21 protein-coding genes are annotated in these 24,010 nt (G+C 61.9%); 17 read left to right on the top strand and 4 right to left on the bottom strand.

The window, feature by feature from the left end; translation table 11 throughout:
* Positions 1–312, bottom strand: a complete 312-nt coding sequence (locus tag PD282_RS14930) for a hypothetical protein (RefSeq protein WP_274651454.1) — start codon at positions 310–312, stop codon at positions 1–3.
* Between the two features lie 263 nt (positions 313–575).
* Here PD282_RS14930 and rpoD point away from each other — a divergent pair, with 263 nt between their 5' ends.
* Positions 576–1,493: an RNA polymerase sigma factor RpoD gene (rpoD, locus tag PD282_RS14925; protein WP_420832298.1), complete on the top strand. Its 918-nt coding sequence runs from the start codon at positions 576–578 to the stop codon at positions 1,491–1,493.
* A 49-nt stretch (positions 1,494–1,542) separates the two neighbouring features.
* Entirely contained in the window at positions 1,543–1,770 is a 228-nt protein-coding gene (locus tag PD282_RS14920; protein ID WP_274651453.1) for a hypothetical protein, read from the top strand.
* An 81-nt stretch (positions 1,771–1,851) separates the two neighbouring features.
* Here the strand turns inward: PD282_RS14920 and gluQRS are convergent, their stop codons facing one another.
* Positions 1,852–2,817 (bottom strand): tRNA glutamyl-Q(34) synthetase GluQRS, encoded by a 966-nt coding sequence (gluQRS, locus tag PD282_RS14915; protein WP_274651452.1) that lies wholly within the window; start codon positions 2,815–2,817, stop codon positions 1,852–1,854.
* Positions 2,818–2,981: 164 nt separating this feature from the next.
* On the opposite strand from gluQRS, the gene hrpB reads away from it, so the two are divergent.
* From hrpB to PD282_RS14880, 7 genes are all read left to right on the top strand, one after another.
* Positions 2,982–5,519 (top strand): ATP-dependent helicase HrpB, encoded by a 2,538-nt coding sequence (gene hrpB, locus PD282_RS14910; RefSeq protein WP_274651451.1) that lies wholly within the window; start codon positions 2,982–2,984, stop codon positions 5,517–5,519.
* A gap of 69 nt (positions 5,520–5,588) precedes the next feature.
* Positions 5,589–5,864 (top strand): DUF1294 domain-containing protein, encoded by a 276-nt coding sequence (locus PD282_RS14905; protein WP_274651450.1) that lies wholly within the window; start codon positions 5,589–5,591, stop codon positions 5,862–5,864.
* 236 nt (positions 5,865–6,100) lie between these two features.
* Positions 6,101–7,672 carry an MDR family MFS transporter gene (locus tag PD282_RS14900; RefSeq protein ID WP_274651449.1) on the top strand — a complete coding sequence of 524 codons (1,572 nt, stop codon included), beginning with the start codon at positions 6,101–6,103 and terminating at the stop codon, positions 7,670–7,672.
* Positions 7,673–7,838: 166 nt separating this feature from the next.
* Positions 7,839–9,923: a HelD family protein gene (locus PD282_RS14895; RefSeq protein WP_274651448.1), complete on the top strand. Its 2,085-nt coding sequence runs from the start codon at positions 7,839–7,841 to the stop codon at positions 9,921–9,923.
* Positions 9,924–10,258: 335 nt separating this feature from the next.
* Entirely contained in the window at positions 10,259–11,419 is a 1,161-nt protein-coding gene (locus PD282_RS14890; RefSeq protein ID WP_274651447.1) for a DUF3900 domain-containing protein, read from the top strand.
* Positions 11,420–11,631: 212 nt separating this feature from the next.
* Positions 11,632–11,991, top strand: coding sequence for a Lin0512 family protein (locus PD282_RS14885; protein ID WP_274651446.1), 360 nt, complete (start codon positions 11,632–11,634; stop codon positions 11,989–11,991).
* A gap of 16 nt (positions 11,992–12,007) precedes the next feature.
* The gene (locus tag PD282_RS14880; protein ID WP_274651445.1) at positions 12,008–12,670 is read left to right on the top strand and encodes an HAD hydrolase-like protein; all 663 of its coding nucleotides are present in this window, start codon (positions 12,008–12,010) and stop codon (positions 12,668–12,670) included.
* 107 nt (positions 12,671–12,777) lie between these two features.
* Here PD282_RS14880 and PD282_RS14875 read toward each other — a convergent pair whose 3' ends face one another.
* On the bottom strand, positions 12,778–13,659 hold the full coding sequence (locus PD282_RS14875) for a sigma-70 family RNA polymerase sigma factor (RefSeq protein WP_274651444.1): 882 nt from the start codon (positions 13,657–13,659) through the stop codon (positions 12,778–12,780).
* Positions 13,660–14,051: 392 nt separating this feature from the next.
* Between PD282_RS14875 and PD282_RS14870 the strand changes: the two genes are divergently transcribed.
* The 3 genes from PD282_RS14870 (at position 14,052) to PD282_RS14860 (ending at position 16,951) form a co-directional block, all read left to right on the top strand.
* Positions 14,052–14,726: a response regulator transcription factor gene (locus tag PD282_RS14870; RefSeq protein ID WP_274655237.1), complete on the top strand. Its 675-nt coding sequence runs from the start codon at positions 14,052–14,054 to the stop codon at positions 14,724–14,726.
* Entirely contained in the window at positions 14,723–16,174 is a 1,452-nt protein-coding gene (locus PD282_RS14865) for a sensor histidine kinase (protein WP_274651443.1), read from the top strand. Before PD282_RS14870 ends, PD282_RS14865 begins: the two co-directional genes overlap by 4 nt.
* Before the next feature lie 183 nt (positions 16,175–16,357).
* Positions 16,358–16,951, top strand: coding sequence for an NADPH-dependent FMN reductase (locus tag PD282_RS14860; protein ID WP_274651442.1), 594 nt, complete (start codon positions 16,358–16,360; stop codon positions 16,949–16,951).
* 155 nt (positions 16,952–17,106) lie between these two features.
* Here the strand turns inward: PD282_RS14860 and thrC are convergent, their stop codons facing one another.
* Positions 17,107–18,375 carry a threonine synthase gene (thrC, locus tag PD282_RS14855; RefSeq protein WP_274651441.1) on the bottom strand — a complete coding sequence of 423 codons (1,269 nt, stop codon included), beginning with the start codon at positions 18,373–18,375 and terminating at the stop codon, positions 17,107–17,109.
* Between the two features lie 222 nt (positions 18,376–18,597).
* On the opposite strand from thrC, the gene PD282_RS14850 reads away from it, so the two are divergent.
* The 5 genes from PD282_RS14850 to PD282_RS14830 all read left to right on the top strand — a co-directional run bounded on the left by PD282_RS14850 (position 18,598) and on the right by PD282_RS14830 (position 24,010).
* The gene (locus PD282_RS14850; protein ID WP_274651440.1) at positions 18,598–19,488 is read left to right on the top strand and encodes a LysR substrate-binding domain-containing protein; all 891 of its coding nucleotides are present in this window, start codon (positions 18,598–18,600) and stop codon (positions 19,486–19,488) included.
* A gap of 99 nt (positions 19,489–19,587) precedes the next feature.
* A complete protein-coding gene (locus PD282_RS14845; RefSeq protein ID WP_274651439.1) occupies positions 19,588–20,679 on the top strand; it encodes an undecaprenyldiphospho-muramoylpentapeptide beta-N-acetylglucosaminyltransferase in 1,092 nt (363 codons plus the stop codon).
* A gap of 100 nt (positions 20,680–20,779) precedes the next feature.
* The gene (locus PD282_RS14840; protein WP_274651438.1) at positions 20,780–21,970 is read left to right on the top strand and encodes a GntR family transcriptional regulator; all 1,191 of its coding nucleotides are present in this window, start codon (positions 20,780–20,782) and stop codon (positions 21,968–21,970) included.
* A gap of 223 nt (positions 21,971–22,193) precedes the next feature.
* Entirely contained in the window at positions 22,194–23,099 is a 906-nt protein-coding gene (locus PD282_RS14835) for a carbohydrate ABC transporter permease (RefSeq protein WP_274651437.1), read from the top strand.
* Between the two features lie 20 nt (positions 23,100–23,119).
* Positions 23,120–24,010, top strand: a complete 891-nt coding sequence (locus PD282_RS14830; protein WP_274651436.1) for a carbohydrate ABC transporter permease — start codon at positions 23,120–23,122, stop codon at positions 24,008–24,010.

Below are 24,010 nucleotides of genomic sequence, written 5' to 3'. Positions count from 1 at the left end.
TTAATCGTATTTGTCCTCGCCGATCCGTTCCATCCCGTCCAGAATCAGCTCGGCTTCGGTTTCGAAATTGAGCTGCAGCGGTCCCGGCAGCTTCTCCGCGATCGCACGAACCTCCGGCAGCCGGTACAACGCCTCCATCGTTTGCGGACGGGGATCGAGCCCGGCCATCCAGTCGCGAAAGACGTCGATGAAACGGTAAAACGACGCTTCAAACCGGTCGGCGGCCGGCTCGGCTTCGTCCTCCTCCGCTCGGGACATGGCATTCCAATTCGTAACCGCGGCGTCCAGCGCTTCTTCAACCGTCCTGTTCATCCGGCTTCCTCCCCTTTTTTTCCTCCGATAAAACCGTCCGGCTTCCCCGTTCGTAGATAGATATAGAAGGGGCCAAAAAATAAAAAAACCGACAGCCGCCGGTTTGAAGTTGAAATTTATATTCGCCTATGGTACAATGAATTTTAGCATTAATAGATAAAGGTGATGCATAGATATTACAATAATATCACAATCCACCGGGTTTGTCAAATGGAATTCGTCGGAGCGGTGGGGGCCGGCGGAGGACAGGAGGGGAAAGAACCATGGCGATTCATCCATCCGAATTCGAAAACGCACCAGACGCCGATGCCTTTAAAATCGACGACGATTTGCTTTCATTGCCTCCGGGCATCAAAATCGACGACCCTGTGCGCATGTATTTAAAGGAAATCGGCCGCGTACCGCTCCTTTCGGCCGAAGACGAGGTCGAGCTGGCCAAGCGGATCGTGCAGGGAGACAATGCGGCGAAGCAGCGGCTTGCGGAAGCGAATCTGCGGCTCGTCGTCAGTATTGCCCGGCGTTATGTGGGGCGCGGCATGCTTTTTCTCGATCTGATTCAGGAAGGCAATATCGGACTGTTCAAAGCGGTCGAGAAATTCGATTATTCCAAAGGGTTTAAATTCAGCACCTATGCGACTTGGTGGATCCGTCAGGCGATCACGAGAGCGATTGCCGATCAGGCGCGGACGATCCGGGTGCCCGTTCATATGGTCGAAACGATTAACAAGCTGTCCCGCATCACCCGGCAGCTCGTGCAGACGCTCGGCCGCGAACCGACGCCGGAGGAGCTTGCCGAGGAGATGGAGCTGTCGGTCGAGAAAATCCGCGAGGTGATGAAGGTCGCGCAGGAGCCGGTATCGCTCGAAACTCCGATCGGAGAAGAGAACGACTCGAATCTGGGCGATTTTATCGAGGATCACGATGCGACGGCGCCGGCGGACGCTGCCGCTTATGAGCTGCTGAAGGAACAGCTGGAGGACGTGCTCGACACGCTCACCGAGCGCGAAGAAAGTGTTCTGCGGCTCCGTTTCGGACTTGACGACGGACGTACCCGGACGCTGGAAGAGGTCGGCAAAGAATTCGGCGTCACGCGCGAACGGATCCGCCAGATCGAAGCGAAGGCGCTTCGCAAGCTGAGGCATCCGAGCCGGAGCAAGCGTCTGAAAGATTTTCTGGACTAATTCTTATCGGATCGCGGATTCATGTCACGATAGAAAAGGGGACAACCGTATGGAAGCCGGTTTTGTCATTCACTGCCTTCAATGCGGCGGGGAGCTGCTCGTCGTTCCCGGAAAGCGGCCGTACCGGAAGGAGCAAATCGTATTTGGCACGGACAATTACGGCGCGGATCAAATATCCTGCGAATGCGGCAATGCGCTCGAAGAATACAGCCGTTTCGAACGCGCGGAAGGCCGTGAACCCGAATTTGTCGTAGAATGGCGGGATATTTCAAAATAAAGGCGGAGCCGTCCGTTGGGCCGATCGATCGGCTTAACGGACGGCTTTTTTCGATGACGCCGGGACTTTCCGGATCAGGGTCTAAGCCATTCCTCCGTACAGCCGCTTCAGCAGCTCGTCCGTTACGATTACCGGATCCTTCGGCAGGCTCCTCAAATCGAACCGGCCGACGAGCTCCATCGGGCGGACCGGCTCCGGCCGGTCGATGAGGCCGCTGACGAAGGCGAGCCAGCCCGTAATCCGCTCGGGAGCCGTGCCGGAATCGCGCAGGCTTGCCAGCGCAATGCCGCCATGACGCTTGGCGAGCCGTTTGCCGTCCGGTCCGGCGAGCAGCGGCACATGGGCGAAGCGCGGGGCGGGAAGCTGAAGCGCCTCGTAGAGCAGCAGCTGGCGCGGCGTCGAATCGAGCAAATCCGCGCCGCGCAGCACGTCTGTGACGCCCATCGCGGCATCGTCGACGACGACGGCGAGCTGGTAGCTGATGATGCCGTCCGCGCGCTTTACGACGAAATCGCCGCCCGCCCCCGGTGCGAATGCCTGCGGCCCTGCGGCCCGGTCGACGAACCGGACGGCCCGGTCGCCGACGCGGAAACGGAGCGACGGCGTTTTGGTTGCGGCGCGGGCAGCGCGCTCCGCCTCCGTCAGATCGCGGCAGCGTCCGGGATAGGCCGGGCCTTCGCTGCCGAGACCGTGCGGCGCGCTGGCGATCGCCGCCAATTCGGCGCGGCTGCAGAAGCACGGATAAAGCCAGCCGCCTTCCTGCAACTTCTGCAGCGCTTCTTCATAGAGCGCCTCGCGCTTGCTTTGCGCATAGGGGGCGAACGGGCCGCCGATGTCCGGTCCCTCGTCCCAGTCGAGGCCGAGCCATCGCAGGTCGGCCAGCGCCTGCTCCGCATAACCCGGGCGCGATCTCGGCTTGTCGATATCCTCGATGCGCATGATGAAGCGTCCGCCGGCGCTTCGCGCCTGCAGCCAGGCGAGCAGCGCCGTGCGGGCGTTGCCGATATGCATCAGCCCCGATGGCGTCGGAGCAAACCTTCCGCGCATGATGGCAATCATCTCCTTTAGGCGTAATCGTATCATGCGCGGCCGAGGAGGTGCAATCTCGTCCAAAGCGGCGGTTTTCGAGCCGGACGCTATCTTTTCGGGAGCGAAACCTACTATAATAGGATCGATCAATGGATCGGGATCATCGGAGCGGGTCCTGCACGATGAAGCATGAAAAGAAAGGTATGAATTCGCTGATGAAGGAACGTTTGCCGATCGACGAGGCGCTGCCGGAGCTGCTGGCCCATTTGTCGCAGCGGACGAGCGCGGTGCTTGTCGCGGCGCCCGGCGCGGGCAAGACGACCCGCGTGCCGATCGCGCTGCTGAAGGAGCCTTGGCTTGAAGGGCGGCGCGTGCTCATGCTGGAGCCGCGGCGCCTTGCTGCGCGCGCGGCGGCCGGTTATATGGCCTCCCTGCTCGGTGAACGTCCGGGCGAGACGATCGGCTACCGCGTGCGGCTGGACACGAAGGTCGGGCCGACGACGCGCATCGAGGTCATAACGGAAGGCGTGCTGACGCGAATGCTGCAGCAGGACCCGGCGCTCGAAGGCGTCGGGGCCGTCATTTTCGACGAATTTCACGAGCGTCATCTGCACTCGGATCTCGGGCTGGCGCTTTGCCTGCAGGCCCAGGCGCTGCTGCGGGACGATCTGCGGCTGCTCGTCATGTCGGCGACGCTGGAGGCGAAGCCCGTTGCGGGGCTGCTCGGTGACGCGCCGGTCGTCGTCAGCGAAGGCCGCGCGTACCCGGTCGAAACGCATTACGCGGCGGGGCGGCCGTCCGGGCGCATCGAGGAGGCCGCCGCGCAGGCGGCGGCCGAAGCGATCCGCCGCCACGAGGGCGACGCGCTCGTGTTTCTTCCGGGCGCGCCGGAAATCCGGCGGACGGAGCGGCTGCTCGCCGCCGCCGGTCTCGGCGGCGGCGTACGTATCGTCCCGCTCTACGGCAGCCTGCCGCAGGACGAGCAGGACCGGGCGGTCGCACCGGCGGCGCCCGGCGAACGCAAAATCGTCCTGGCGACGTCGATTGCGGAATCGAGCCTGACGGTGCGGGGCGTGCGGGTCGTCGTCGACGCGGGCTTAAGCCGCGTGCCGCGCTTCTCCCCGCGGACGGGGATGTCCCGTCTGGAAACGGTGCCGGTGTCGGCCGCTTCCGCCGACCAGCGGCGAGGCCGGGCAGGCCGGGAGGCGCCCGGCTTCTGCTACCGGCTCTGGACGGAGGAGGAACACCGCCGGCTGCGTCCGCAGAGCAAGCCGGAGATGCTCGGCTCCGATTTGGCGCCGCTTGCGCTGGAGCTGGCGTGCTGGGGCGTATCCGATCCGGCCGAATTGGTATGGCTCGATCCGCCGCCTGCGGCGGCTTATGCGCAGGCGGGCCGGCTTCTTCAAGCGCTCGGCGCGCTGGACGGCGAGGGCAGGCCAACGGCGCACGGCAGAGCGATCGCCGCGCTCGGCATGCACCCGCGTCTCGCGCATATGGTCATCGAAGCCGGCAAGCTCGGCTTCGGCGCCGAAGCGTGCGAGCTGGCGGCGCTGCTCGCCGGCAGAGATCCGCTGCGCGGCAGCCGAAGCGCCGATATCCGGCTGCGGCTCGAAGCGCTGCGCGGCCGCGGCGAATGGCCGGCGCAGGATGAGGCGGAGCGCCGGCGGATCGCGGCGGAAGCGCGGGAATGGATGCGTGCGGCCGGCATCCGGCCGCCGTCCGCCGCGCGCGGCGAAGACCGGCAGGCGGCGGGCGGAAGCGCCGCCGCCGGACGGCTGGCCGCGCTTGCTTACCCGGACCGGATCGCCCAGCGCCGCGGCGACGGCCGCTTTCTGCTGCGGAACGGGCGCGGCGCCGTCCTGCCGGAGCTGCAGCCGCTCTCCGGCGCGGCGTACCTGGCAGCCGCGGAGCTGGAGGACGCCGGTACGGACAGCCGGATCCTGCTGGCCGCGCCGGTAACGCAGGCGGAGCTCGAGGAGACGTTCGCCGGCCAGCTCGAGACGGAAACGGAGGTCCGGTGGGACCGGTCGTCCGAGTCCGTCCGGGCGCGCAGGCGCGTCCGGCTCGGGGCGCTGACGCTGAAGGAGGGGCCGCTCGAGAACCCGGACCCTGCGCAGGTCGCGCAGGCGCTGCTGAGCGGCATCGCCGCGCAGGGGCTCGGCCTGCTGCCGTGGACGAAGCAGGCGCGGCAGCTGCAGGCGCGCATCGAGCTGATGCGCGCGCACAACCCGTCCTGGCCGGACGTGTCGGAAGCCGGACTCGCCGCCACGCTGCAGGACTGGCTTGCGCCTTATATCGGCGGCATGCGCAGCCGCAGCGATCTGGCCAGGCTGAACATGGCGGCCATCCTGGAGTCGAAGCTCGGCTGGGCCGAGCTGCAGCAGCTCGGCCGCGAAGTGCCGACGCATCTTACCGTGCCGAGCGGCTCGCGCATTCCGCTCGATTATAGCGACCCGGCCGCGCCGGCGCTTGCCGTCCGGCTGCAGGAGCTGTTCGGCTGGCGCGAAACGCCGCGCATCGCCGGCGGCAAGCTGCCCGTCACGCTGCACCTGCTGTCGCCCGCGCATCGTCCGGTGCAGGTGACGAGCGATTTGGCCAGCTTTTGGCAGCACGCCTATTTTGACGTGAAAAAGGATTTGAAGGGCCGTTACCCGAAGCATTACTGGCCGGACAATCCGCTTGAGGCGGCTCCGACCAGCCGGGCCAAGCCGCGGACGTGAATCGTCCTCCGCCGCTTCGTCGGCATCCGTTAATCAACCGATCCGAATCCATGACCGGAGGTGCCCGCCATGCTTGCCGCCATTCTTTATTTCATCGCGATCAACGCCGCCGCGTTTGTGCTGATGGGCGTCGATAAAGCCCGGGCGAGGCGCGGCGACAGCAAGCGGCGGATCCCGGAGCGCCGTTTGCTCGGCTTCGGCGCGGCGGGCGGCGCGCTCGGCGCTATGGCGGCGATGCGGCTGTTCCGTCACAAGACGAAGCACGCTTCGTTCGCCATCGGGCTCCCGCTCATGTTCGTCGTCCATGCTGCGGCGATTTATGTTCTGCTGATGGTTTTGAACTAATCTCTTTGACGCCGCCCACGGAATCCGGGGGATGTACCGGCCAAAAAGCCGGTATGAACAACGTTCCATTTTTTAGAAACGAAATCAATCTTTTCCTACACGAATGCTTTTAAAGGTGCTATGATTAGGTTGGCTGGAGCATCGCCCGCACGGATCGGATCGGCGGTGCTCTTTTTTTTACGAAAATAAGGACGTTCGATCCCGATAAAAGCGTTCGAAGACAGGATGTGGAGGAAATGAATCAACTGGCAATCCCGAGGCCCGGGCAGGCGGAGAAAAAGACGCGCCGCCCGCTCGTTCTGGCCGCCCTGGTGCTGTCCATGTTCATGTCCGCGATCGAGGTGACGATCATTTCGACCGCGATGCCGAGCATTGTGGGCGAGCTTGGCGGATTTTCCCTGTACACCTGGGTATTTTCCGCGTTCACGCTGATGCAGGCCGTCACGATCCCGATCTACGGGAAGCTGGCCGACCTGTTCGGCCGCAAGCCGGTGTTCGTTTTCGGCGTCGTCGTGTTTCTGGCCGGTTCGCTGCTGTGCGGACTCGCGAAGTCGATGGTCATGCTTATCGTATTCCGGCTGATCCAGGGCCTCGGCGCGGGCTCGATCCAGCCGATTGCGATGACGATCATCGGGGATATGTACTCGATGAAAGAACGGGCCAAAATTCAAGGCTACTTCTCCAGCGTTTTCGGCATTTCGTCGGTTCTCGGTCCGCTGGTCGGCGGCTTTATCGTGCAGTATGCGCACTGGTCGTATATTTTCTGGATGAATATTCCGCTTGGCATATTCTCGGTCGCCGGCGTCCTGATGTTTCTGCACGAGGGCATCGACAAACAGAAGCGCGCGATCGACTACACGGGCTCCGCGCTGTTTTTCGTTTCCATTTCGGCACTAATGATCGTCCTGATTCAGGGCGGGGTGGAGTGGAGCTGGACATCGCCGCAGATCATCGCGCTGCTGCTCGTTTTTATTGCGGGGACGGTCTTGTTTTTCTTGCAGGAGCGCAGGGCGCAGGAGCCCATGATGCCGCTCGGCATTTGGAAAAGCAGGCTGATCTCGTCGGCCAACGCGGCGACGTTTACGTCGGGCGCGCTCGTGATCGGCCTCACGAGCTTTCTTCCGACCTACATACAGGGCGTCATGGGCGATTCCGCCTTCGTCGCCGGGTTTACCTTGACCGTCATGACGGTCGGATGGCCGATCGCCGCGCTTGCCGCCAGTCACCTCATTTTGAAGGTCGGCATGAAGCCGACGGTCATCATGGGAGGGATTGCCGCTTTTATCGGTTCGCTGTTTTTCATTACACTCGACCCGTCGAAAGGCGCGGTGTGGGCCGGCGCGGGGTCCTTCCTGACCGGCATCGGCATGGGCCTGACGAGCGCCTCGTTCATGATCTCCATCCAGAACAGCGTGTCGTTTCAAATGCGCGGCGTAGCGACCGCCTCCAACATGTTCATGCGACTGCTCGGCAGCACGGTCGGCGCGGCGGTGCTCGGCGGCGTGCTGAACACCAGGTTCAGCGCGTATTTGGCGGGTGAAGACCGTTCGATAAGCAGCTCGCTGTCGATCGATTCGATCAACCAGCTGCTGAGCGGCTCGGGGACGGGCCAATTGCCCGCGGCCGAGCAGACGGTGCTCAAAGCGGGGCTCACCGTATCGCTCCACAGCGTTTACTGGGCAGTGTTTGCACTGGCGCTGCTGACACTCGTCGGCTCCGTTCTGATGCCGAAGCATCAGGCAGGGGACGATAAGCCGTCAAAAGGTACGCCGAATGCGGACATCCGGCCCACCATTGGCATGGATTGACATCTGCCGAGGGATTGTGGTAAAGTTATTTCTCGCGCGAATTGACACAGTTTCATCATCCGACCGGGCCGCATGCGAATGCGGCTTTCTTTGCTGTTACCGGGACAGGTGCGAAGAAAGCCCGAGACGTTATGCGTCGGAGGTCTTAGAGGGAGGTAACTGACACATGAATGCTCAAAGTGCCTTTCAGGAAGAAGCGGAACGCGTCGGCGACGTGCTGCGCCGCATCCGCAGCCAGCTGAGCGCGATCGGCCCCCGGTACACCGGCGACGATTTTACCGAGCAGATGCTCGATCTGCAGCGTGAGCAGCGCAAGCAGCGCCTCGAGGTGGCGGAGCGGGAGCCTTATTTCGGCCGAATCGATTTTCAGGAGGACCGGCATGACGCTCCGAAGCCGCTGTATATCGGCAAGGCTGGCGTCGCGGACGGGGAGAACGGCAGTCTGCTCGTCATCGACTGGCGGGCGCCGGTAGCGAGCCTGTTCTACGCGTTCAGCGGCGGCGAGACGCCCGTAACGTACGAGTCGCCGGAAGGCGAAATCGGCGGGCAGATTCACTTAAAGCGCAATCTGATGGTCCGCCAAAGCAAGCTCGAGCGGGTCGTGGACAGCTATGTACGCGGCCAGGAGGACGAGGCGGTAACCGACGAGTTTCTGCTCTACCGGCTTGGGGAAAGCAAGGACAACAAGCTTCGGGACATCGTGTCGACAATTCAGCAGGAGCAGGACCGAATCATCCGCACCGACAAAAATAAAGCGGTCTTCATCCAGGGGGTGGCCGGAAGCGGCAAAACGACCGTCGCGCTCCACCGGCTCGCCTTTTTGCTGTATCAATATGCCGGCCGCATCCGGGCGGACCGCATGATCATTTTTGCGCCGAACCGGATGTTTCTCGATTATATTTCCGGCGTGCTGCCGGAGCTGGGCGTCGGCGACATCGTGCAGACGACGTATGCGGATTGGGCGGTCGAAGCGCTTGGCAAGGAGGTTCGGCTTGACGAGGAACGGGACGCGCTGGCGTACTGGTTCGAACGGCCGCGGACGCGGGAGGAAATGGAACGGTCGCCGGGCCGGGTGAAGGGCAGCCTCCGCTTTAAGCAGGCCGTCGACCGGAAGCTTGCCGAGATCGAGGCCTCTCTTCTGCCGGAACAGCCTTTCGAGCCGATAGACGGCATGAAGCTGCAGCCGGAGACGATCGCGGACTGGCTGGCGGTTGACGACCGGGGAGAGCCGCTGATGAAAAGGCGCGAGCGCCTCGTCAGCCGGATCAAACGATGGTTCGAGTCCGAGTGGAAGACGCGCCGACTGACCGACCGGAAGCTGAAGACGAAAGCGTCGGCAAGGCTGAACGCCTACTGCAAGAAAATCCCTTCCTTCACCGCTTCCGGGCTTTACGCTGCGCTGCTCGGCGGCGAAGAAACGGCGCCGGGCCTGACCGCTGCGGAACGCGCAGCTGCGGTCAAGGCGCTGAAACGCGGGCTTGCGCAGCCGGAGGATTTGGCTCCGCTCGTGTATATCCAGCTTAGGCTGTACGGCCTCGCGCAGCCGGCGTACGATCATGTCGTCATCGACGAAGCGCAGGATTATTCGCCGTTCCAGCTGGAGACGCTGAAGCTTTGCCAGCGCCAGCCCTCAATGACGGTGCTCGGCGACCTGCAGCAGGGCATTCACGGCTACGCCGGCATCCACGGCTGGATGGAGCTGACCTCGCTCTTCGGAGCCGAAGAAAGCGGCTTTTTCGAGCTTGACCGCAGCTACCGGTCGACGATGGAAATCATCGATTTCGCCAATCGCGTGCTCGGCGGTATGGGCGAGGGCGTGAAGCCCGCCGTCCCTGTCTTCCGCAGCGGGGAGCCGGTCGAGATCGAAGCGGCGGAGTCGGAGACTGGCCGGCTGGACCGGATTGCGGATACGCTGCGGCAGTGGCAGTCCTCCGACGCATATTCGACGATTGCCGTGCTCGGCCGGACGGCGTCCGCCTGCGAGCGGATCGTAGAGCGGCTAAGCGCGGACGGACTGGAGGCGGCGCTGGTGCGCAGCAAGCAGGTCGCGTACGGCGGCGGCCTGACGGTCGTCCCGGTTTACCTGGCAAAAGGGCTGGAATTCGATGCCGTGCTGATCGCCGATGCGGATGAAGACCGTTACGGCCCGAACGATGCAAAGCTGCTCTATGTCGGCTGCACGCGCGCGCTGCATAAGCTGAAGCTGATCCATGTCGGCGCGCTGACGCCGCTTGCGGGCCCGGCGGAATGATGTCCAGTCAGCCAGCCCGGTATTACGCGAGCCCGGCGAAATAATGTCCGGCCGGCCGGCCGGTCTTACGGATCTCCAGCAGGTGTATTACGGCAGCACCGGACTCGCCCTCCGATTGATGGATGCGGCGGCCGGTGCTTTGTTTTTTTTCGAATACCTGTTTCAGTCCTCTGCGGCTCGCACGTGTGACGAGCACTTATATTTTGGCTCGGACCGGCTTTTCCGGATAGCGATACCTGCTGAAAGATGCCAAGTCCGCGCACGGTGTGCTATGCTAGTGAACTGTACGGCGCAAAGCGCCGCCTGAACAGTCAAACGAAAAAGGGGAAGCCGGCATGGATTTTATCGTTCATTATGTCTCGTTTTTTGTCATCCAAGCGGAAGGGGAGGATGGCGCGTCCAAATCGTTCAAGCATTTTCAGACGCTGGACCGGGACGATTACCCGGAGAGCGCGCTGCAATCGTTTCTGGACGGCGAGTTTCAGCGTATTTGTAAGCGAAAGGCCGAGCGGCATCCTCCCAGTGAGAACGCGCCGACGAAAATCGGCCGGTTCGTTGCCGAGCCGGGCTACGAATTAGCCAGCAACGCGAATTATAACCTGCTGCAGCGGCTGCGGGAGTCCGAATCGAAGGAGGCGTTTCACGGCTTTGCCGACGAGCTCGTCCGGCTCTATATGGAAGCGGCGGCCGTACGCGGCGGCGCCCTGATCGTCGTCAAAGCGACGCCGAATCGGCATACCGACGAGCCGCTGTTGTTCATCCTGAAGTGCGACTTCGAGCAGAAGATCGCCCGCATTACGGACGAAAAGCAGCTCATCGCGCACGTCGAAATGGCCATCAGCGCACGGAATATCAAATCGATCCAATACCCCCATATGCCGGAGGACGGCATGCTCGAGCCATGGGAGCTGAAAATCCACCAGGCGTCGCATGCCCGGTATTTCGAGGATTTTCTGCGGTTTGTCCGCTACGAGAAAGCGATGCCGGAGCTGATGAGCGAGCAGATGATCACGATGGTTCACGAATATATGGAGGACAAATGGCAGGATTACGCCGGCGAAGAGCGGGAGCGGGAAGCGGGGCAATTCGAAGCGTGGGCGGCGAGCGAGAAGCGGGAGCTGATGGAGCGCTGGCCGCAGGAGCAGGTGGCCGCTGCGGCGGAACGGCTCGTAGAGCATCGGCCGAATTTGAGTGTGGCGTTCAAACTGGGCGGCGTTTCGGTAAAAGGTCCGCTCGCCGAGTTCGGACGCTCGATTCATTTCGCCCGCCACAACGGACGGTATGTCGCCTTGATCGAAGGCGATTCGTTTTTGTTCGACCAGCCGATGTCGCCGGTGGAGCTGCTGCAGGCGCCCGAATTGACCGACGTGATCGAGCGGATTGGCGCGGCATCTTCGCCTGAAGGCGATGCGGCTGCGGACCGCGCCTCTGATGAAGCTGAGGCTTCCGGCCGCCTTTCAGGGGAGCGGGAGGAGGACGATTCGACGCCATGGTAACGGAAATCCGGAGGCATGTGCGATACGCGAAACGGGAGCAGCCGTTTTCGGAAACGATTTAACACGATCGAAGCGCCGGCAAATGGACCGGCTTCTTCCGGATCATGACAGCCCGGAATCCGGACGGGTGCGGAAGCGGAGCGGGAGGGACCTGTTTTCTGCTATACTTGGAAGATGAGAGCTTTTCTGGAAACCGATTTGGAGGGATACTCGTGGAAAACAAGTTTTTTATCGAACTCGGCATGGGCACCGATTTGCACGGCCAGAACGTCACGAAAGCGTCCGTGCGCGCGGTGGAGAACGCCATCCGCCACAATTCCATGCCGGGGCTGCGCTCGGTACTGCCGGACAACAGCCTGCACCGGATGAAGGTTAACGTGCGGCTGGCTGTGCCCTGCGACAAGGACAAGCTCGACCATGAGGCGGTAAAAGCGGTGCTGCCATACGGCGAAGTCACCGTCGAGGTGGTGGACGGAGGGATGCTGACGTCGAGCGGCGTCGTGCTGCCGGACAAAGCCGACAAGAACGACCTGATCTACGTCGTCGTCGCGGCCGTGGAGGTCGGCTATTAAGCGGCATGCCGCAAAGATGATCCGGCATATCGCGTTCGATTTCGACGGCACGCTGGCCGATTCCTTCGCGCTGGTCGCGGACGTATACAACGAGCTGGCGGAAAAATACCGGTTGCGGCCGGTCCGTCCGGAGGAATACCGGGCACTTGCGGTCCTGCCGATCCGGGTCCTGCTGAAGGCGCTCGGCATTCCGGCGCACCGCGTATTCCGCTTCCGAAGCATCGGGCGGGAATTCAAGGCGCTCTACGGCAGCGGCGCGGGCGGCGTTCGCCTGTTTCCCGGGATCGCAGAGCTAGTCCGCGGGCTGAAAACCGAAGGCTATACGCTGACGGTCATTTCCTCCAATGCCGGGTCGAATATCTCGCGCATCCTGGCCGATTGCGGTCTGGAGGCGTTCGAAGCCGTTCATTCGTCGGACGGCTTGTTCGGCAAGCACCGCACGATCCGTCGTTATATGCGGGCGCACGGGCTGAAGCCGGAGGAGCTGCTGTACATCGGCGACGAAACGCGCGATATCGAGGCGTGCCGGAAAACCGGCGTACGCGTCATCGCCGCCGCCTGGGGTTTCGAAACGCGCGAAAGACTCGAAGCCGCAGGACCGGATTACATCGCGGATTCGCCCGGCGAGGCGAAGGACTATATCTCGGCGATCAAACGTGAAGCGGGCCGCTCGGTGTGAGCCGGCAGGCCCGTTCCGTTCTTCCCGGCCTGCCGGCGCCGTTTCAAGGCTCCTCTTGAAGAGCGCAGACGGTAGCCTCCTTCGCTGCGATCCCTGTTCATACAAAATCAGAACGCCGGATCGGCGTCTTCGGGCGCCAGCTTGTCGGGGTTCATGACGATATAGATGCGCGAGAAGACCGTTTCGCCCGGCGCGCAGGCCAAAATATAATCAGCTGTCTTCCGGCCCTCGCGAATAAGCCGGAAACCTTCTCCTCCGGCATAGACCGCCGGCTCAATGCGGGTCTCCGTGCTGCGGGAGGCCGCGAAGGTCAGCAGTGCCAGCACACGGTCTTTGCCGTACAGCGGATTGATGGCGGCCTTCACTTTTCCGCCTCCGTCACTTAGGAGAATGCAGTCGTCCGCAAGCAGCTGCACGAGCGCCCGGGCGTCGCCGCTGCCGAACGCCCTGGCGAAAGCGGCCGCCAGCTCCGGCTGCCGCGAGGGCGCAGGCTCGCGCAGACCGTTCCGGTACCGGTCAAGCTTGATCCGGCCGCGGCTGAAAAGCTTCCGGCAGTTGGCCGGCGATTTGCCGAGCAGCGCCGCAATGTCTTCGAACGGGAAGCCAAGCGTTTCCCTCAGGACGAAAACGGCGCGTTCCGCCGGGGAAAGCGCTTCAAGCAGCACGAGGTAAGCGTAAGAGACCTCGTCCTGCCGCTCGGCCAGCCGGGAAGGATCGGTCTCGTCCCGCAGGGCGATCGGCTCGGGCAGCCACGGACCGATATAGCTCACTCTTGTCCGCCGCGCCGATTTCAGCTCGTTCATGCAGCGGTTGGTCACTGTTTTGCACAGGTAAGCCCGAATGCTGTCGATTGCGCCCGGAGGCTGCTGCTGAAGCGCCGCGAACGTATCCTGAACGATATCTTCGGCGTCCTGCCGCAAGCCGAGCATACGGTAGGCGATGGAAAACAACAGCGGCCGGTATTCCTCATAAAGACGTTTAACGTCCACGTTGAAGCACCTTTCCTTTCCCAAAAACGAACAGAGGAAGCTTCTATTATGGTAGATTAATCGTCCCGGACGCGCAAGCCCGGCGCCTGCCGCCGCGAGCAGGAGATGTTCATATTCCGTTCATAAAACGGTCGTATATTCGTTCTGGAAGTTCGAAAAGAGGATCGGCCGGGAACGCCAACATTTCATGCGGACAGAGGAGAGACCGAGCATGACGGAGCAGGGACAAAACACGAAAATAATCGTAAGGCCTGATGACGGGGCTGCCGTTCTCGACCGGTCAAGCGATTGTTTCGGGCTGCGATGCCGGCCATCGGCCGCTGCGGCGGCCGGACAAAAGCGGCGTGAAGGGCGAAGCCGCCCGCTTCGCGCCGAATCGGAGAGGATCGAATATGAGCAAGCTGCTTGTCGTTGACGACGACCCGCATATTCGCGAGCTCGTCAAGCTGTTTTTAACCCGCGAAGGCTTCGACACGGCTGAAGCCGCCGACGGCGTCGAAGCGCTGCGTCTAATCGACGGCGGGCAGATCGCGATGGCGATTATCGACGTCATGATGCCGAACATGGACGGCTGGACGCTCTGCCGCGAGCTGCGGGAGAACACTGATCTGCCCGTCCTGATGCTGACGGCCAAAGGCGAAACGTCGCAAAAGGTGAAAGGGTTCGAGCTCGGCGCCGACGACTATCTTGTCAAGCCGTTCGAGCCGCTGGAGCTGGTCGCACGGGTGAAGGCGCTGCTGAAACGCTACAAGATCGCGGCGTCGCAGACGGTGCAGGTGGGGGAAGTGCTGCTGAGCCGCACCAGCTTCGAGGTCGTAGCAGGCGACTGCAGCATGACGCTGCCGCTGAAGGAATTCGAGCTGCTGTTCAAGCTGGCGAGCTACCCGGGCAAAACGTTTTCCCGCGAGCTGCTGATCGAGCAGATCTGGGGCTATGACTACGAAGGCGACGAACGTACGGTTGACGTCCACATCAAGCGGCTGCGCGAACGGTTCCCCGAGGAGCGGAGCGGCTTCCGCATCCAGACGATCCGCGGGCTCGGCTACCGGCTGGAGGCGGGAGGATGAACCGGCTGAAGCGATGGCTCCGGCAGCTGAGCCAGCGGAGATGGCCGAAATGGACCGAGGTTTTATTCGGAATCACCATGTTGGCGCTGATGAGCGGCATCAGCTGGAGCATCGCCTTCTCGGCCGTTTCGTACGTCAAGGAAAAGCGCGGCCAGTCGGAACAGACGGCGGCGATTGTCCGGGACGCCCGGGTGTTTGCGGCATCGGCCGACCTGACGCCGGCTATTCGTGACAGCCGGCTGCGCGCCGCCGCCGAAGCGAAGCATTATATGATCCTGATCGCCGATGCGGCGGGCCGCATACAGCGGTTCGGCACGGCGTCGGCGGACCGGTTGACCGCTGCGCCCGAAGCGAAGGATGTGCGGACCGTCCTTGCCGGCGGAACCATTCAGCGCATCGAACGGCCGAACCTGTTCAAGCCGGGGGCGATGATCGTCGGCATCCCGGCGAAAGGGCCGACCGGCGGCAGGGCGGCTTTGTTCGTCGAAAGCGATACGCCGAGCTTGTATGACGGGTATGGAAGTCAATTGTTCACGATCTATTTGGGCATGCTGGTCAGCTTTCTGCTCATTTTGCTCCTGCGTCCATGGCGCCAGGGCATGCATGCATGGGTGGAAGTCATCGGCGCGATCCGCCGCATGAGCAAAGGGGACTTCAACGTCAAGCTGAGAGGAGACAGCCGTCACATGCCCGGCCAGCTTGGCGAACTGGCGGAGAGCCTGAACGATATGGCCAGCGAGCTTAGTCAAATGGAAGCGATGCGGCAGGCGTTCATATCGAACGTGTCCCACGAAATCCAATCGCCGCTCACTTCGATTCGCGGTTTCGCGCGCGCCCTGCAGCAGGATGGGCTGAGCGACGAGCAGCGGCTGCATTATTACGGCATCATCGAAACGGAAAGCGTCCGATTGTCCAAGCTAAGCGATAATCTGATGAAGCTGACCTCGCTGGAATCCGACAAGCACCCGTTCGAGCCGAAGCGGTACCGGCTGGACAAGCAGCTGCGCAGCATGGTGCTGGCCTGCGAGCCGCAATGGCTGGAGAAAAACATGCTGATCGACATCGAGCTGAGCGAAATATGGGTCACGGCCGACGAGGATCTGATGTCGCAGGTCTGGATGAATCTGCTGAGCAACGGCATCAAGTTTACGCCCGAAGGCGGAACGATCGGCGTCGAGGCGGTGATCGAGAACGATGCCATTGCCGTCATCCTGTCGGACAACGGTCCCGGCATTTCGGAGGACGATTTGCCGTATATTTTCGACCGCTTCTTCAAAGCGGACAAATCGCGCAACCGCGCAGCGGGCGGCAGCGGCCTCGGGCTGTCGATCGTGAAAAAAATCGTCGATATGCACGGCGGGACGATCGAAGCGCGCAGCTCGGCAGGCGTCGGCACGACGTTTACCGTCCGGCTGCCGCAGCGGCGGAGCGGGACGGGTCCGGCTTAACGCCCGCAGATACGAGTCTGTCCGGTCCGATCGCACACTTGTACGTGCAAGCGTTGATTGTTGTTCGCCGCGGGTGGACGGAAGTCTGCGAACAAAGGGAATTGACCCTGACACGGTGTGATCCTTTACACTGATTGTAAACCGCTTTATGCTGTACCTTGAGCTGAGGAGGGATGAAGGAGGATGACATTTGTGAACGATGCCGTGAATGACGGAAAAGAAAATATGCCGGTGCGTATACTGGCGATCTCCGGGAGCCTGCGCGCCCGGTCGTCAAATTCGGCCCTTCTGCGCGCCGCTGCCGAGGCGGCGCCGGATTATATGGCGATCGCCTGCTACGACGGGCTGGGAACATTGCCGCCGTTCAATCCCGACTTGGACAGCGACGGCGAGCTCGAGGCTCCTGCGCCGGTGGCCGACCTGCGAAGACGGCTGAAGGAAGCGGACGGCGTACTCATCTGCACGCCCGAGTATGCCGGCGGCCTGCCCGGCGCGCTCAAAAACGCGCTCGACTGGGTCGTGTCGTCCGGCGAATTTTACGGCAAACGAACGGCTGCGATCAGCGCTTCACCGTCGCCCGCGGGCGGTGAACGCGCGCTTGCTTCGCTGCTCGTGACGCTCGGCATGCTGACGGCCGACATGCCGGAAGGGGCCGCGCTCACCGTGCCGTTCGTTTCCTCGAAGCTGGACGGCGAGGGCCGCCTTGCCGATCCGGACACGCTCCTTGCGTTGAAGAAGCTGCTTCATACGCTGCAACCGAACGGACCGCTGTCATGAGCGGTCCGTTCTTTGTTGTCGATGCGGGAGAAAGTCAGCTTAGTCGCTTTCCTTTCCGAGGGAAGAACTTGTTCCGCAGCCAAAAGACGACGTCAGCCGTTTCTTCTTGGCCAGACTCCAGAGCCTGGCGGGCAAACGCCGCCGAATAGCCGGTCTTACAACTTCCCGAGATGCGTCAGCCGGCTGCGAAGCTGGCTGCTTCCGATGCGCCCCTCCAGATGATACTCCCGGATCGCGTCGGTATCCTTCAGCAGATGGCCGGTCAGGATGCAGGCGGCCGTCTGTTCGGGATGGACGGCGCCGGAGCGTACCAGCTGCCTGAGCCCGGCGAGCGCGGCGGCGGAAGCCGGCTCGCAGCCGATGCCGCAGCGGTCGATGCACGCTTTCGCATCCAGAATCTCGTCGTCGCCGACGGCGGCCGTCGTACCGCCGGTCAGCTCAAGCATCGCGGCTGCTTTGCGCCAGCTCGGCGGATGACCGATCTTGAGCGCCGTGGCGCGCGTATGCGGCCGGGGTTCGGGGTGGAGCATCCGTTCGCCGCCGGCTGTTGCACCGCTGCCGTCCCGGCCGTTCATCAGCCGGTGGAACGGAGCGGCTCCTTCTGCCTGCACGACTGCAAGCTGCGGGAGCTTGTCAATGAAGCCGAGCGCGTGCAGCTCCCGCAGGCCTTTACCGAGCGCGGCTGCGTTGCCGAGTGCGCCGCCCGGCACAACAATCCAGTCGGGGAGCCTCCAATTCAGCTGCTCGGCGAGCTCGAATACGATGCTTTTCTGACCTTCGATGCGCAGCGGGTTGACGGAATTGCATAGATAGAGCTCCTGCTCCTCCGCATGCGTTTCAAGATAGCGCAGGCCGTCGTCATAGGTGCCGTCGAACGTGCGAATGTCCGCCCCGGCGGCAAGCGTCTGCAGCACTTTGTTGTCCGAGACGTCTCTCTTCGGGACGAGCACAATCGATTGTTTGCCGGCGAACGCCGCATACATAGCCAGTGAAGCGGATGTATTGCCGGTCGACGCGCAGGCGAAGCGCTCGTACCCGAGCGAGATGCCGTGCGAGACGGCTGCGGTCATGCCGTTGTCCTTGAACGAACCGCTCGGATTCTCGCTCTGCGCCTTGAACATGAGCCGCCGGACGCCGGCATAGGCGGTCGCCGGCTCCCGCTCGTACAACCCTGTATTGCCTTCGTTCTTCGTCACGACGGCGCTTTCGGGCAGCTCCGGTGCGATCAGCTCCTTATAGCGCCATACACCGCTCGCATATATGCCGGTCCGGTGCGCCCTGCGCTCCCGGAACACGCGTTTCAGCCGCTCGGGATCCAGCCCGGCGAACGGCTGCTTGACGTCCAGCGGCCCTCCGCATCCGCATGCATACCGCATCGGAGAGAGCGCCGTCTCTTTGCCGCACTCGATGCATACTGCCTTCATTTCGTCAGGCCGCCGTCCGCTTCCATATCCCCCATCGTTACGGAGCGGAATGCCGGAACCGCGGCCTTTCACCTCGCTTTTCAGAAAATTTCCCTTTGTTCGCTTGCGTCAGCCGGCTGTGCTCCTTACAATAAACGTGGACGACTCATAAATCCAATACATATAAATTCAGTCCGCATAATGTATGCTTATGAATAGGAAGCGGGAGGGGACGGAAGCCGGATGAACCTGCACGGGCTTCTCGTTTTTCACCATGTCGCTGAAAAGGGCGGCGTGACGAAAGCGGCGGAGACGCTTCGCATCAGCCAGCCGGCAGTGACGGCGCACGTTCGCAACCTCGGGCGGGAGCTCGGGCTGCCGCTGCTTGCGCCAAAGGGAAGGGGCGTGCTGCTGACCGAGGCGGGCGAGCGGGTCGCGGGGCATGCGGCAAGGCTGTTCGCGCTGCAGCGCGAGATCGAACGCGACCTCGACGCGTTTCGCGCCGGGCAGTCAGGCGCGCTGCGCATCGCGGCGACGTCGCTGCCGGCGAATTATTTGCTGCCGGAGTGTCTGGCCCGTTACCGCGGGGAATGTCCGGGCGTATTCGTGGCCCTGACGACGCTGAACGCCCGGGAAGCGATGCGGGCGCTGCTGCTCTACGAAGCGGATCTCGCTTTTATCGGCGGAGGCGCGGAGCCGCCGGCCGGACTCGTCCAGCGGCTGCTGCTGGAGGACGAGCTCTGGTTTATCGTCCGGGCCGGCCATCCGCTGGCCGGGCAGACGGTGCCGCTGGAGCGGATGGCGCAGGAGCCGTTCGTCATGCGCGAGCCCGGCAGCGCCGCCCGCGAGAAGCTGCTTTCGCTTTGCCGCGTGAAGGGGGTCCGCCCGCCGCGGACGGCGCTGCAGGTAAGCGGCATGCACGAGACGGTCCGCGCGGCGGCCGCCGGCTTCGGTGCGGCTTTCGTATCGTCGCTGGAAGCGAAGGAAGCGGCGGCGGCCGGCGAAATCGCGCGTGTCCGCGTCGACGGCGCCGAGCTGTTTAATCCGGTCGCACTGGTTACGCGCGCGGACGATCCGCTGCCGCCGCCCGCGGCCCGCTTCGCCGCATTGCTGACCGGCGGCGGACAGGCATGAAAAGGCTTCGTCCGGTCATAGGGTGGGAAGCAGGGGAAAGCGTCGCGGAATTTTCGGCGCGGCAGTCGTACACAAAGCAGCGGGGACGGTGAAGCGGCGTTGAGAAAAATTTTGTTCACCGGCGGCGGCTCGGCCGGGCACGTCACCGTAAATCTGGCGCTCATTCCGCGTTTTCTGGCGGAGGGCTGGCAGGTCGATTACATCGGCTCGCAGGACGGCATCGAGCGGCGGCTGATCGAAGCGGTGCCGGACGTGCGCTATTTTGCCATTTCCACCGGCAAGCTGCGCCGGTACATGGACTGGCAAAACGTCAAGGACCCGTTCAAGGTTGTCAAGGGGATTGCCCAGGCATACCGGATCATCCGGGAACGAAAGCCCGACGTCGTCTTCTCGAAAGGCGGCTTCGTCTCGGTGCCCGTCGTGCTGGGCGCGCGGCTGAACCGGGTGCCGGTCGTTATTCACGAGTCCGATATGACGCCGGGGCTGGCGAACCGGATCGCCATTCCGTTCGCGGCTGTCGTCTGCACGACGTTTCCCGAAACCGCCGGACAGCTGGGAAGCGGGAAAGCGCGCTATGTCGGTGCGGTCGTCCGCGAGGACCTCAAGCTGGGGCGAGCCGAGCGCGGAAGAGCGTTCTGCCGGCTCTCCGCAGGAAAGCCGGTGCTGCTCGTCATGGGCGGCAGCCTCGGCTCGCGCAGTATCAACGAAGCGGTACGGTCCGCCTTGCCGCAGCTAACGAGACGGTTTCACATCGTGCATGTGTGCGGCAGGGGACAGACCGTCCGCGAGCTGGAGTCGCCGTCATACCGGCAGTACGAATATGTCGACCGGGAGCTTCCGGACGTGCTGGCGATGGCCGATCTCGTGCTGTCCCGCGCCGGATCCAATGCGATCTTTGAATTTCTCTCGCTGCGAAAGCCGATGCTGCTCGTCCCGCTGACGAAGGAGCAGAGCCGCGGCGACCAAATTTTGAACGCGCGTTCGTTCCAGGCCTCCGGCTACTGCGAGGTGCTGGAGGAAACGGGTCTGAACGGGAGGACGCTTGAACAATCGCTGGCTCGCCTTTACGACAATCGCCGCGATTATATAAGCCGCATGACGAGCGGCGAGCGGCGCGACGCGTTAACGGACGTTTTCGGGCTGATCCGGCGGGAAGCGTTTCAAGCATCCTCTGCAGAAAGACGCTTTTAAATCAACTCCTTACATGATATATTAATTTGAGAACGATATAATATTATTTGATTGAGCAAGCCATCGACGAGGCCGCAGCTCTGCAGGTTTGAAAGGATGGATGGAGCTTTTGAACGTACACGATTCGTCAAAACCAATGTATGAACAGCTGTATACGGCGCTGCTGGAGGCGATCCGTGCGGGAAAATTTAAGGCCGGCGATCGCGTTCCTTCGGAGAAGGAGCTGGCCGAGGAGTACGGCGTCAGCCGCATCACGAGCAAAAAGGCGCTGGAGATGCTGGCGAGCGACGGAAAAATTACGCGCAAGCAGGGGCGGGGCTCGTTCGTTTCCGAGGAACCCCGTCCCGCAGCGGAGGAACCTCGGGAGCGGCATGAGTCTATCGAGGCCGTCCGAAACGGCGAGCCCGAGGGGAAACAAACGCTGATCGGGCTTGTGATGGCCGAGTTCGCGGACAGCTACGGCACGGGGCTGCTTTCCAGCATCGAGCGGACAAGCACGGAGCACGGGGCGCTGCTGATGCTCCGCCGCTCCTTCGGCGATCACGAGAAGGAGAAGGAAGCGATCCGCGCGCTGCTGCGCAGCGGCGTCGACGGGATGATCATTTTTCCGTCGCACGGGGAGCATTTCAACGCCGAGATATTGAAGCTGGTGATCGGGGAATTCCCGCTTGTCCTGATCGACCGCTACCTGAAAGGCGTCGCGACAACCTCCGTCAGTACGGACAATGTATCCGCGGCGCGAGCGGCGACCGAACACCTGCTTGACCTCGGCCACCGCCATATCGCGCTGATCACCGTTCCGCCGGTCGATACGACGGCCGTCGAGGACCGGGTGGACGGCTTTATTCAGGCGCACGCCGAGCGGGGCGTCATGATCGACAAAAGCATATGGCTGAGCGGCATTACGTCGACTCTGCCCAATTCGTTCAAGGAGCCGTATATCGGCAAGGACATCGCCCAGATTAAAGCGCATCTGCAGCGCCACGGGAACATTACGGCCGTTTTCGCGATGGAATACCATATCGCCCTGCTCGTAAAAGCGGCCGCCGAAGAGCTGTCGCTGCGCATTCCGCAGGATTTGTCGATTTTATGCTTCGACAGCCCGCCGGACCCGTTCGGGCATTATTTTTTCACGCATATGATGCAGGATCAGGAGCAAATGGGGCGGATCGCCACGGAAAGCGTGCTGTCGCTGATGCGCGGGGAGAAGCCGCAGAACAAGCTGTTTCTGCAGGCGAAACTCGTAGCCGGCGAATCGACCGGGACATGCCCGGCCGCTCCCGGCTTGTAAGCGCCTCGCTCGCCGATTACGCCGGTTGAATGGATTCCTGACCGGGTCGTCCGAATCTCCATACAAAAAACCGTCCGTTCCAGGGCGGTTTTTTGTTGTTATAATAATATACTTTATGTTAGTTTTAATCGAAAAATGTCATAAAAAAATTCTGTTGACATACAATTATCATATCAATATACTTGCTTGTGTAAGATCAACCGATGAACAAGGGGGGACCGTATTGGAACAAAAACGGACACCTAAGATGGTCCGAACGTGGATCAAAGGCTATTTGTTCATCCTGCCTTCCATTGTCGGGTTCAGCGTCTTTGTCGCCTACCCGCTGCTGTCCTCGATGTATTATGCGCTGACGGAATGGGGCGGGTACGACCGGCCGCGCTTTGTGGGCTTCGCCAACTTCAAGTACATGTTTACGGTTGATCCCGCATTCTGGCCTTCGATCCGGGCGACGTTCTATTTCGTGCTGATGAGCGTGCCGTCGTCGCTCGTGCTCGGCCTGTTTCTGGCGGTGCTGCTGAACCGGAGCCTGCCGGGCATCAAATGGTTCCGCACGATTTTTTACCTGCCGACGGTAGTGCCGTCCATTGCGACGCTGACGCTCTGGTTGTTCATTTACCAGCCGCAGTACGGCCTTGCCAACTCCGTGCTGCGGGCGCTCGGGCTTCCGGACGGAACCTGGCTGACGAGTGAAATGACAGCGCTTCCGTCGATCGTGCTGGTCGGACTGTGGCAGGTCGGGGCGGGAATGATCATTTTTTTGAGCGGCCTGCAGGCGGTCCCGAAGGACATGTACGAGGCGGCCGACGTTGACGGTGCGCCCCGGTGGCGGATCCTTCTGCACATCACGCTGCCGATGATTACACCGATCCTGTTCCTGCAGCTTATTTTGGGAATTATCGGCGCTTTCCAGGCATTCAACCAGGTGCAGGTGCTGACCGGCGGGGGACCGAATTTTTCCACATCGCTGCTCAACTTCAAAATTTACGACGACGCGTTCAACGGCAAGCTGTTCGGCTACTCCATCGCGGAAGTATGGGTGCTGTTTTGCATCATCATGATTTTTACGCTTGTGACCTACCGCTACTCGAACCGGTTTGTGTATTACGAAAGCGACAACTCCCGATAACGAAGAGGTGAACGACGCCAATGTCCAAATCGCAGCCGATGGAGGGAGCCGTCTTGACCGAAACGATCCAAAGCAGCCGCCGCCGGTTTCCAATCCTCGACAGTATTCGTTTTGTCGTCCTGCTCATCGGGGCCGTCGCGATGCTGTTTCCGCTCATGTGGATGATTACGATCGCCCTGAAAAGCGACAACGACGTCTTTCAAATTCCGCCCGAATGGTTCCCGAGAGAGCTTCACTGGTCCAACTTCATTACCGGGACACGGGAAATCAATTTCTGGCATACGTTCGGCAACTCGCTCTTCATCGCCGTGCTGTGCACGTTCGGCCAGATCGTCAGCTCGGTGCTGGTCGGCTACGGCCTCGGGCGGCTGAGCTTTCCGGGGCGGAAAATGTGGTTCTCGCTGTTCGTCGGCAGCCTGATGCTGCCCGGCTTCGTCGGGATGATCCCGATGTTCCACCTCTTCACGAGCATCGGCTGGTACGATTCGTGGCTGCCGATCATCGTGCCCGCTTTTTTCGGCAATGCGACGTTCTCGTTCCTGTTTGTTCAATATGTGAAGACGATTCCCGTTTCGTTCGACGAAGCGGCCAAAATCGACGGCGCCTCGGATTTTTACGTGCTGACGAAGGTGCTTGTGCCGATGACGCTTCCGGTCATCATTACGATGGTCATTTTCGCCTTTCAAGGCTCGTGGAACCAGTATTTGGAGCCCCTGATCTATATTGTCGACCAGAGCAAATGGACGCTCTCGCTCGCAATGGCTTCTTACACCGGCGTCTATTCGACGGCCTGGAACCTGTTTATGGCGGCGGACCTGATTTACATTCTCCCGATGCTGCTGCTGTTCTTCGCCGGGCAAAAATTTTTCATGCAGGGGCTCGGCTCGATCAACTCCGCTTCGATCAAATGA

The organism is Paenibacillus humicola (assembly GCF_028826105.1).
Classification (GTDB): domain Bacteria; phylum Bacillota; class Bacilli; order Paenibacillales; family Paenibacillaceae; genus Paenibacillus_Z; species Paenibacillus_Z humicola.
Note: the sequence above shows the minus strand (reverse complement) of the source record. Positions and strands in the feature narration are given on the sequence as shown.